Annotated in this window: 11 protein-coding genes; 4 read left to right on the forward strand and 7 right to left on the reverse strand. The window is 65.0% G+C overall.

Annotated features, from left to right (window positions below; genetic code table 11):
• Positions 1 to 50 precede the first annotated feature (50 nt).
• The 5 genes from AS93_RS0110265 to AS93_RS0110285 all read right to left on the reverse strand — a co-directional run bounded on the left by AS93_RS0110265 (position 51) and on the right by AS93_RS0110285 (position 3,976).
• Positions 51 to 731 carry an OmpW family outer membrane protein gene (locus AS93_RS0110265; protein WP_027590531.1) on the reverse strand — a complete coding sequence of 227 codons (681 nt, stop codon included), beginning with the start codon at positions 729 to 731 and terminating at the stop codon, positions 51 to 53.
• Between the two features lie 150 nt (positions 732 to 881).
• On the reverse strand, positions 882 to 1,406 hold the full coding sequence (locus AS93_RS0110270; RefSeq protein WP_027590532.1) for a DUF3299 domain-containing protein: 525 nt from the start codon (positions 1,404 to 1,406) through the stop codon (positions 882 to 884).
• 8 nt (positions 1,407 to 1,414) lie between these two features.
• On the reverse strand, positions 1,415 to 2,680 hold the full coding sequence (locus AS93_RS0110275) for an ABC transporter permease (RefSeq protein WP_027590533.1): 1,266 nt from the start codon (positions 2,678 to 2,680) through the stop codon (positions 1,415 to 1,417).
• A gap of 1 nt (position 2,681) precedes the next feature.
• Complete coding sequence (locus AS93_RS0110280; RefSeq protein WP_139182073.1) at positions 2,682 to 3,377, reverse strand: ATP-binding cassette domain-containing protein; 696 nt, start codon at positions 3,375 to 3,377, stop codon at positions 2,682 to 2,684.
• A gap of 17 nt (positions 3,378 to 3,394) precedes the next feature.
• Positions 3,395 to 3,976, reverse strand: coding sequence for a DUF2796 domain-containing protein (locus AS93_RS0110285; RefSeq protein ID WP_027590535.1), 582 nt, complete (start codon positions 3,974 to 3,976; stop codon positions 3,395 to 3,397).
• Positions 3,977 to 4,122: 146 nt separating this feature from the next.
• Here AS93_RS0110285 and AS93_RS0110290 point away from each other — a divergent pair, with 146 nt between their 5' ends.
• Positions 4,123 to 4,458, forward strand: coding sequence for a hypothetical protein (locus AS93_RS0110290; protein WP_027590536.1), 336 nt, complete (start codon positions 4,123 to 4,125; stop codon positions 4,456 to 4,458).
• A gap of 74 nt (positions 4,459 to 4,532) precedes the next feature.
• Here the strand turns inward: AS93_RS0110290 and trxA are convergent, their stop codons facing one another.
• Positions 4,533 to 5,405, reverse strand: coding sequence for a thioredoxin (gene trxA, locus AS93_RS0110295; RefSeq protein WP_027590537.1), 873 nt, complete (start codon positions 5,403 to 5,405; stop codon positions 4,533 to 4,535).
• Between the two features lie 253 nt (positions 5,406 to 5,658).
• Between trxA and AS93_RS0110300 the strand changes: the two genes are divergently transcribed.
• On the forward strand, positions 5,659 to 6,900 hold the full coding sequence (locus AS93_RS0110300; RefSeq protein ID WP_155956141.1) for a hypothetical protein: 1,242 nt from the start codon (positions 5,659 to 5,661) through the stop codon (positions 6,898 to 6,900).
• A gap of 31 nt (positions 6,901 to 6,931) precedes the next feature.
• Here the strand turns inward: AS93_RS0110300 and AS93_RS0110305 are convergent, their stop codons facing one another.
• Positions 6,932 to 7,603, reverse strand: a complete 672-nt coding sequence (locus AS93_RS0110305; RefSeq protein ID WP_027590539.1) for a 50S ribosomal protein L11 methyltransferase — start codon at positions 7,601 to 7,603, stop codon at positions 6,932 to 6,934.
• Positions 7,604 to 7,717: 114 nt separating this feature from the next.
• On the opposite strand from AS93_RS0110305, the gene nrdR reads away from it, so the two are divergent.
• Positions 7,718 to 8,182 (forward strand): transcriptional regulator NrdR, encoded by a 465-nt coding sequence (gene nrdR / locus AS93_RS0110310; RefSeq protein ID WP_027590540.1) that lies wholly within the window; start codon positions 7,718 to 7,720, stop codon positions 8,180 to 8,182.
• Positions 8,179 to 9,276 carry a bifunctional diaminohydroxyphosphoribosylaminopyrimidine deaminase/5-amino-6-(5-phosphoribosylamino)uracil reductase RibD gene (gene ribD / locus AS93_RS0110315; protein WP_081798283.1) on the forward strand — a complete coding sequence of 366 codons (1,098 nt, stop codon included), beginning with the start codon at positions 8,179 to 8,181 and terminating at the stop codon, positions 9,274 to 9,276. The genes nrdR and ribD overlap by 4 nt, the downstream gene beginning before the upstream one ends.
• Positions 9,277 to 9,405 lie beyond the last annotated feature (129 nt).

Below are 9,405 nucleotides of genomic sequence, written 5' to 3' on the forward strand. Positions count from 1 at the left end.
CATAAACGAAAACGCCCCGCTGGGCGGGGCGTTCTCAGGTGGCAAGTGGCTTAGAACTTGTAGCCCAGGCCGACCATGTAGACCATCGGGTCGACATCGACGTCGACATTCAGGCGACCGACGCCGGCCAGGGTGGTCTTGCCGGTGGTGTCGATATCGATGTAGCGCACCTGGGCGTTGATCATCAGGTTATCGCTCAGCATGAAGTCCGCGCCGACCTGGTAAGCCAGGCCCCAGGAGCTGTCGAGGGACAGGTTTTGGAAGCCCTTGGTCTTGGCGCTGCTGGTGACTTCCTCGTCGAAGAACACGGTGTAGTTGATACCCACGCCGAGGTAGGGCTGGAAGGCGGAATTGCTGTTCATGGGATAGACCACGGCGCTCAGGGTCGGCGGCAGGTGGCTGATTTCGGCCAGCTCGCCGTTGAGCGAATCCAGGCCGGCCGGCGAACCAGCCACCCCGACGGTGTGGGTGAAGGGCGTGGCGGCCAGCAGTTCGATACCCACCTTGTCGGAGACCATGTAGGCGAAGTTCAGGCCCAGCTGGGTATTGCTGTCCAGGGTTGCTTTGCCGCCGAGGTCGGCCGCGCCCAGTTTGATCCCGCTGCTCTCTTCTCGCGGATCCACGGTCACCGCACCGGCGCGAACGATGATGTCACCGGCCTTGTGGGCGTGAGCGAGCGGAGCAGCAATGGCCAGGGCCAGGGCGGAAGCGGCGAACAGAGTCTTGCGCATGGGGTAACTCCATGGATTGTCGTGTTTAGTGGCAACCATGGTGCGCCTGGGGTTTTTCGCGATTTTTGATCTGGCGCAATAGTCGGTGTGTCGTACCTGCGACAGCTTGTCCCTGCTATCAATGTGCCTTTCTGTGGGGGAGGGGGGTGGCTACAGGTCCCCTTCCTCATAGGCATAGATCTTCTGCGCCTGAATGCGATACCCCGCTTCGGCCAATTCGCTGCTGACGGCCTCCACCTGCATGGGACCCTCGATCCAGAACGGCTGCCAGAGTTCCTGGATCGGAACGCCCAGCTCGCTGACCGCATGCACGATCTGGTTGGAGGGCGGCGGTGGCACATGGATGCAGGCGCCATAGAACGGTACCAGCAGGAACTCGGTAACGCGCCCGCGCTCGTTCATGTCCAGCGGCACGATATAGCCCGGCAGGCGCACCCGCTGGCCATCCAGCGCCTGCACCACCGGCTGACCGGTGGCCTGGGGCATGCTGGTGGTCGCCTCGGCTTCGCCCATCAGCACATCGCCCAGCTCGGCCAGGTCGTGCATCGGCAGTTCGGGGAAGACCGGTGGCGGCGCGTCGGCCGGTACCAGATCGTTCCAGCCCAGTACCCGTACCTGGGCGGCCTGCAGCGGCAGGCACAAGGCGAACAGCAAGGCAAGCAGCGTGCGCAACATGAGCAACCTCATAGACGGATCGACAGGCCATCGGCCAGTGACTGGCGATAGGCGCGCCAGGCTGGCAGGGCGCCCATCAGCAGGGCGGTGGCGAAGATAGCGCCCAGCAGTCCCCATTCATAGACGCCGGGTGGCGTGAGCGGCAGGTACAGGCCGAAATGGCTCTGCAACGGTGGCTGTGCCAGGAACAGGCCGAGGTAAAGCAGTGCCAGCCCGAGCAGGATGCCGGCCAGGGTCAGAGCGCCGGCCTCCATTACCAGCAGGCCGGCGATATGCCACGGCCGCGCGCCCACAGAGCGCAGGATGGCCATTTCCCGGCGCCGCTCGTTGAGGCTGGAGAGAATGGCGGTGAGCATACCGACCAGGCCGATCAGCACCACGAACAGCGACACCACGAACAGTGCCTGCTCGGCAACGCCCATCAGGCTCCACAGTTCCTGCAAGGCGACGCCGGGCAGGATCGCCAGCAGCGGTTCGCCGCCGTACTGGTTGATCTCCCGCTGCAGGGCGAAGGTGCTCACCCGGCTGTGCAGGCCGACCAGGAAAGCGGTGATCTGCCTGGGCTGCAAATCGAGCTGGCGCGCCTGCTCGGCACTCACGCGTCCGGCGCCGCGCGCCGGCATGCCGTTCCTCCAGTCCACGTGCAGGGCTTCGATGCCCTGCAGCGGCACGTGCAGGGTGCGGTCCACCGGTGTGCCGGTGCGTTTGAGAATCCCAACAATGCGAAACGGTTTGTCGTCATGGTGGGTGAGACTCACCCGGGCCACGCCATGGGCCAGCACGATCTCCTGATCCAGCCGATAGCCGAGGCTGCTGGCCACTTCCGCACCCAGTACCACTTCGAAAGGCTCGCTGCCGAACGGCCGTCCTTCGGCTAGTTGCAGGGCCTGCTGCCGGCCGTGCCGGAAGTGCTCGAAATAGGCCTCGCTGGTGCCCAGCACGCGGAAGCCCCGGTGCGAGTCGCCCAGCGACAAGGGGATCGCCCATTTCACCCGGGGATGCTCGGCAAAGTGCTGGAAGCTTTCCCAGCGGATGTTGTTGGTGGCGTTGCCGATGCGGAACACCGAATAGAGCAGCAGGTTCACCGCCCCGGAGCGCGCGCCGACGATCAGGTCGGTGCCACTTACAGTGCTGGCGAAGCTGGCGCGCACTTCGTGCCGGGTGCGCTCCACGGTGAGCAGCAGGCAGACCGACAGGCCAATGGCAAACACGGTCAGCAGCACGGTGGAGCGGCGGTTGGCCAGGCTGGCCAGGGCCAGGCGAAGCAGAGGCATATCAGACTCCCGTGCGGGGTGCGGCGCGGTTCAGGTCCGCCAGTGACAGGGCGCGATCGAACAGCGGCGCCAGGCTCTGGTCGTGGCTGACGAACAGCAGGCTGGACCCGGCCGCCTGGCACTCGGCGAACAGCAGGCGCAGGAACGCCTCGCGACTGTCCGCATCCAGGGCCGAGGTGGGCTCGTCGGCGATCACCAGCTCGGGCTGGCCGATCAGCGCGCGGGCGGCGGCGACCCGCTGTTGCTGGCCAATGGATAACGACGACGCCGGCTGCTGACGCAGCTCGGCAGGCAGTCCCAGATCACCCAGCAGGCGCTCGATCGCAGCGGCGACGCTGCCGTGTCGCTCATGGGCTCGGCGCTGGCGCAGGCCAGAAAAACGGCAGGGCAGGGCGACGTTCTCTGCGACCGACAGAAAGGGCAGCAGATTGAACTGCTGGAAGACATAGCCGGTGTGATCGACCCGGAAGCGATCCCGGGCGGCTGATCCGAGGCTGGCCAGGTCTTGCCCCAGCAGTCGCACCTGGCCACGCCCAGGCAACTGCACGCCGCCGAGCAGGCCGAGCAGAGTGGTCTTGCCGCTGCCGGACGGGCCTCGCAGGAACAGGCTTTCGCCGCGAGAAAGCTGGAAAACGGGTATGTCCAGCAGCTCCGGCTGGCCGGGCCAGGCGAAGCCCAGCTGGACAATGTCGAGCAAGGGATCGGTCGTCACGTTCAGAACTGCAGTATCGGATTGCGAGCGTTCAGGGTCTGGCCTTTCTGCCCGCGGGGGCCGATCAGTTGAACGTCCAGTTCATGCAGTCCCGGGTACTGACGGAACAGATTACGCAGGTCAATCGAGCGCAGGGCCTGGGGCTTGGCGCAGGTGAACTGGTAATAGGCATGGATGTCATGGTGATCGTCGGCAGGCTCGGCCTCGGAGGCTTCGTCATGCAGGGCCAGGTGGTCCTCGTCGCCGGCGGCCACGCCGAACAGCTCGCTGCTTACGGCCTCCCGCTCGAGCGCGCAACCGGCCTCGGGGGCTAGCATAAAGACCTTTTCCGGCTGGGTCAGAAAGTCCCGCACCGCGTTCAGGCGTGCCTGTTCACGTGCATTGGCGGGGGCTCGCTCGAAGCCCGCCAGGTTCATGGCTGGACTGTGCAGTTGCAACTCCAGCAGCTTGCCCTCCAGCGCGACATCCAGCTGCGCTTCGCCATGAACATGCGCGTCCAGGCTGTCGTGCTCGTGGCTGCGATGTTCGTTCGCCAGGGTGGCGCCGCTCAGCAGCAGGGCGAAGGGAAACAGAAGGTAATGCATGAAACCTCCCAGAACGGAATGTGCAGACGATGCCAGCACTGCTGGCGTTTACGGAATTCTTGTTACCTTATAACCAATTTCCCGCTGTGCTGACCACCGCTTCGCAGGTCGCGTTTGAAGCACGGCTGACATTCAAGGACACAGGCATGATTCGAGTACGCGGTCGCATCGGCGACCTCCCCGTGGAGCTGGAGATCGAACTGGGCAGCGAGGATTGGCAGAACCTGCGTGACGCCGCTGCGCAAACCGCTCCGAGCACCGCGCCGAAGCCGGTCGTCGACGCTTGTGATGGGCACTGGGAGGGAGCCCGTGCGCTGTTACGCCAAGCCGGGGAGCTCTCCGGGCCGCAGTTGCTGGATCAACTGGCCGCGCTTGCCGGCAGCCCCCAGGCCGGCAAGCGGCTGCTGGTGCGTTTGCGCCACTGCGCCCAGGTGAAAGTCGAACCGGTGGGCGGTGCGCCTCTTTATCGCTGGGTCGGCTGAAGCGCGGGATGAAGGTTGTGGCGTTGGTGGTACCGCGCGTCATGGCTGCAGCCCCTTCCGAATCGCCCAGCGCCTCAGTACAGCGCCTGATACAAGCGGCGGCGGTACTGGGTCACCAGCGGGTGATCGCTGCCCAGCAGGTCGAATACCTGCAACAGGGTCTTGTGCGGCAGGCCATCGGCATAGTGTCGGCTGCGCATGAACAACGTCAGCAATCCGTCGAGCGCCGGCTCGTACTGCTGGCGGGCCAGTTGCTGGACGGCCAGTTGGTAGGCCGCCTCGTCGTCGCTGGCATCCCGTGCCAGGCGTGACTTGAGCAAGGCGACCTCCGGCAGGTCGGCTGCCTGGCGCAGGAAGGTCAGCTGGGCGCGGGCGCCGGCCAGGGCCTGCTTGTGGTCGTCGCCGGCCGGGACGGCGTTGAGCACCGTCTCGGCCTCGCCCAGCTCGCCGCGCTCGGCCAGGCAGCGGGCATACAGGATCAGCGCCGGTGCGTTCTGATTGTCCTCGCTAAGCAGTTGCTTGAGCAGCGCTTCCGCTTCGCCGATGCGGCCCTCGGCAAAGGCCGCCCGGGCGCTGTCCAGCAGATCGGCCTCGGGAGCGGCCGGCAGCTGCACGTGGGGCTCGAGCATGGCACGGATGGCCGATTCCGGCTGCGCGCCGGCGAAACCGTCCACCGGCTGGCCGTCCTTGAACAGCACCACGGTCGGCAGGCTGCGAATGCCCAGGCGCATCACCACGCCCTGTTCGATATCGCAATTCACCTTGGCCAGCAGCAGCTCGCCCTGGTAGTCCTCGGCGATCTTCGCCAGCACCGGCATCAGCGCCTTGCAGGGCGAACACCATTCGGCCCAGAAGTCCACCAGCACCGGTTTGTGAAAGGAGTTCTCGATTACCAGTTGTTCGAAGCTGGCATCGGTGGCATCGAAGATGTACGGAGTCGCGCTCATGGGCTCTCTCGGGGGATGTGCGTTGGGTGGAATGGTAAGACGGCCCGCCGCCGGCGGAAAGCCAGCCGCTTATCCAGACGAACGGTTTGAAGGCATTCGATCGGGCGGCGCGACATTTGCTTGCCGTGCCGGTCTTGACAGATTCCCGTAGACCGGTCTAGCCGGCATTCGGGAATAAAGGCAAAATAATGGCACCCTGCCGAACGAAATCTGCCAACGCCGGAGCAGGGATTATCAACGGGGGAGGAAAACCATGTTTCGTAAAGTAGTGCTGGCTTCGGCCATTGCGCTGGCGGCTACGCCTGCGCAGGCAAAGTTGTTCGATGTCACTTTGTCTTGGAATAACAACGGCACGCTGGTCACGGAGAACTTCAGTTTCAACGATGCCGAGGAGGCCATCGATGTCGTCGACATCGATTTCATCATCGACAAGTGGGGTCAGAGCGGCTTCAACGAGACTACTGACACCGCCATCGCCGACATCAAGTTCCGCGGCGTGCCCATCCAGCTGACCTACCAGCAAGGCACCAAGCTGATCCTGGACATTCCCAGTCTGGGGATCTACGAGGAATTCACTGACGACCCGCAAGGCGACGATGCACTCGACCAACTCAAGGACTTTCTGGTCGAGAAGGGCGAGAACGAGATTCTCACCCGGATCAACAAAGTTGCCGCCGCATCCACCAGTTTCGACCCGGTTGCCGGTAACCCCAGCAGCCTGATGTCGACCATGGTCGACAACATCTATTTCCTGACCAACAGCTCGATCACCGGCACCGATCGCCAGAATATCGACAACCAGTGGGATATCGGCCTGCGCCAAAGCAGCTACACCACCCTGGATAACCAGGACGTGGTCAACTATCAGCTGCCGCTGGCCTACACCTTCAAGCTTGATTGGTTCCCCGGCCACCGTCTGCAGTTCCGCCTGCCGATGAGCTACACCACCATCAACGAAGATGCGAAGAGCTACAGCCTGCAGCTGGGCTTCGGCTGGACCATTCCGCTGATCGAGGGCCTGGAGATTACGCCGGCCATTGACTACGGCGTCGCCGGTTCCGCTGAAATTCTCAGCGTGGGCGTGCTGCGTGCGCTGTCGCTGACCACCCGCTACGACTTCTCGTTGTTCGGCCAGGAATTCACCCTGAGCAACAGCATGGCGAAGATCGACAGTGAGCGCCTCGAATACGAGGACGACGACGATGTAGATCCGGTGACCTACGCGATCGATTACGACCTGAGCAACAAGGCCATGACCAACGGGCTGGCCTGGCACATCGCCCTGCCGTGGAAGCTGGCGACCCAGGTGTTCGTGCGCGACACCCGCTACTCGGGCGATGCGCTCTATTCCGAACAGGTAAGGGAATACGGCGTCAACTTCGGCTGGTCGGCCTGGGCTTCCACCAACACCCAGTTCTTCGTGGGTGCCAGCTATCAGAGCCACGACAAGGAAGAGTTCGATGGCGCACGGATGAACGTCGGCCTGACCTTCTAAGCCGAACGTGCGCTGCATGAGAACGCCCCGCTCAATGCGGGGCGTTTTCGTTGCGCTGGGCGTGATACAGATTCACGTGTCGGAATTCCGCCGGCTCCGCCAGGTCCGGCCAGGTGCAGGCTTCCTCCTGGCCGAGGTGGCGGTACAGCGGATGCTGGAAATTCTTTACCCGCGAGTCGGCCACCAGTGCCTCTTGCCCACGGCTGAGAAAGGCGTCGAGCAGCGGCAGGTTGGCGCGGTCGTACAGCACGTCGGCGACGATGATCAGATCAAAGCGGTCTTCCTCGGCGAAGAAGTCCGCCGAATAGCCGAGCGTCACGCCGTTGAGTTCGGCGTTGGCGCGGCAGGACTCCAGGGCAACCGGATCCAGGTCGCAAGCCACCACCTCGGTGGCGCCAGCCTTGGCCGCGGCGATCGCCGCCACGCCGGAACCGGCACCGAAATCCAGCACCCGCTTGCCGCATACCCACTCCGGGCGCTCGGCCAGCCAGTGCGCCAGCACCAGGCCGCTGGCCCAGCAGAAGCACCAGTAGGGCGGCTCTTCCAGGATGCGCCGGGTTTCCTCGGGGCTGAAGGCGCGCTCCATATTGGCCGGGTCGATCAGCCACAGGGACAGGTCCGTGCCGGGTAGCCGCGTGGCGGTCAGGCGGGCATCCCCCAGCAGCGAGTCCAGGGCGGTTTGCAGGGAGGCGGGCGGCAGCATGGCAACGGCGTTCGGTGATAAAAGGCGCGCCTGTATAGCGCAAAGCCGGGCAATTTGTCTCGCCCGGGCTATCGAGTACCATGGCCGCACTTTCAAGCCATACGGGCGCTTCCCATGCACTGTCCCTTCTGTGGTGCGCACGACACCAAGGTTATTGACTCGCGTCTGGTCGCCGAGGGCGACCAGGTGCGCCGCCGGCGCGAATGCCTGGCCTGCGGTGATCGCTTCACCACCTTCGAGACTGCCGAACTGGTGCTGCCGCGGATCATCAAGCAGGACGGCAGCCGCCAGCCGTTCGACGAGGAAAAGCTGCGCGCCGGCATGCAGCGCGCGCTGGAAAAGCGCCCGGTAAGCGTGGAGCGCCTGGAAGAATCCATTGCCCATATCAAGCACAAGCTGCGTGCCAGCGGCGAGCGCGAGGTCAAGGCGTTGATGGTGGGTGAACTGGTGATGGACGAGCTGCGCAAGCTCGACGAGATCGCCTATATCCGCTTCGCCTCGGTATACCGCCGTTTCCAGGACCTCAACGAATTCCGCGAGGAAATTGAGCGCCTGTCCCGCGAGCCGGCCCGGCAATGAACGATCAGGGTTATATGGCACGGGCCCTGGAGCTCGCGCGGCAGGGCCTGTATTCCACCCACCCCAATCCCCGGGTCGGCTGCGTCATCGTGCGTGACGGCCAGATCGTCGGCGAAGGCTGGCACGTGCGTGCCGGCGAACCGCACGCCGAGGTGCATGCCCTGCGCCAGGCGGGCGAGCTGACGCGTGGCGCCACCGCCTATGTGACGCTGGAGCCCTGCAGCCATTTCGGCCGCACCCCGCCTTGCGCCGAAGCATTGGTCCAGGCCGGTGTTGCCCGGGTGGTGGCCGCCATGCAGGATCCCAATCCGCAAGTGGCAGGGCGTGGCCTGGAGCGGCTGCGCAGCGTGGGCATCGAGGTCTGCTCCGGCGTGCTCGAAGCGGAAGCCCGCGAGCTGAACGTGGGCTTTATCAAGCGCATGGAAAGCGGCCTGCCCCATGTGCGGGTGAAACTGGCCATGAGCCTGGACGGCCGTACCGCCATGGCCAGCGGCGAAAGCCAGTGGATCACCGGGCCGGCGGCGCGCGCTGCCGTGCAGCGGCTGCGCGCGCGCTCCAGTGTGGTGATCACCGGCGCCGATACCGTATTGATGGACGCTGCGCGGTTGACCGTGCGCAGCGACGAGCTGGGCGTTTCGCCCGGGCAGGCCGCGCTGGCGCTGGGTCGCCCACCGCTGCGCGTGCTGGTGGATGGCCGGGGCCGCGTGCCGCTGTCGGCGCCATTCTTCCAGGCGGGTCCGGCGCTGGTGGTCACCGCGCTGGATACCCCGGTGGATTACGCCACGGCCGGGCATGAGTGCCTGGTGTTGCCGGGCGAGGGCGAATACGTGGACCTGGCGGCGTTGCTGCGCACGCTCGCTGGGCGCGGTGCCAACGAGGTGCTGATCGAGGCCGGTCCGCGTCTGGCGGGCGCCTTCGCACAACAGGGCCTGGTGGACGAGTTCCAGATCTTCATGGCCGGCAAGTTCCTTGGCTCCAGCGCGCGACCGCTGCTGGACTGGCCGCTGCAGTGCATGGCCGAGGTGCCGGAGCTGCGCATTCGCGAGATCCGCGCCGTGGGCGATGACTGGCGAATCATCGCGGTACCTGCGTAGGGCGGTCAGCGCTTTATCTGGCCGCCGCCGGCGGTGCACCCAACCCCCATGGTGGCCAACGCGGCGCGTTGACCACCCTTGTATCTCGACTACCGACCTTTTTGAGGCGATAGTCCCCGACTGATCATC

Origin of the sequence: Pseudomonas sp. RL, assembly GCF_000647775.1 — a bacterium.
GTDB lineage: Bacteria > Pseudomonadota > Gammaproteobacteria > Pseudomonadales > Pseudomonadaceae > Serpens > Serpens flexibilis.

Bases quoted from the DNA above. Each gene is read 5' to 3' on its own strand.
- AS93_RS0110265 (WP_027590531.1), bottom strand. From the start codon at position 731: ATGCGCAAGACTCTGTTCGCCGCTTCCGCCCTGGCCCTGGCCATTGCT.
- AS93_RS0110270 (WP_027590532.1), bottom strand. From the start codon at position 1,406: ATGTTGCGCACGCTGCTTGCCTTGCTGTTCGCCTTGTGCCTGCCGCTG.
- AS93_RS0110275 (WP_027590533.1), bottom strand. From the start codon at position 2,680: ATGCCTCTGCTTCGCCTGGCCCTGGCCAGCCTGGCCAACCGCCGCTCC.
- AS93_RS0110285 (WP_027590535.1), bottom strand. From the start codon at position 3,976: ATGCATTACCTTCTGTTTCCCTTCGCCCTGCTGCTGAGCGGCGCCACC.
- AS93_RS0110290 (WP_027590536.1), top strand. From the start codon at position 4,123: ATGATTCGAGTACGCGGTCGCATCGGCGACCTCCCCGTGGAGCTGGAG.
- trxA (WP_027590537.1), bottom strand. From the start codon at position 5,405: ATGAGCGCGACTCCGTACATCTTCGATGCCACCGATGCCAGCTTCGAA.
- AS93_RS0110300 (WP_155956141.1), top strand. From the start codon at position 5,659: ATGTTTCGTAAAGTAGTGCTGGCTTCGGCCATTGCGCTGGCGGCTACG.
- AS93_RS0110305 (WP_027590539.1), bottom strand. From the start codon at position 7,603: ATGCTGCCGCCCGCCTCCCTGCAAACCGCCCTGGACTCGCTGCTGGGG.
- nrdR (WP_027590540.1), top strand. From the start codon at position 7,718: ATGCACTGTCCCTTCTGTGGTGCGCACGACACCAAGGTTATTGACTCG.
- ribD (WP_081798283.1), top strand. From the start codon at position 8,179: ATGAACGATCAGGGTTATATGGCACGGGCCCTGGAGCTCGCGCGGCAG.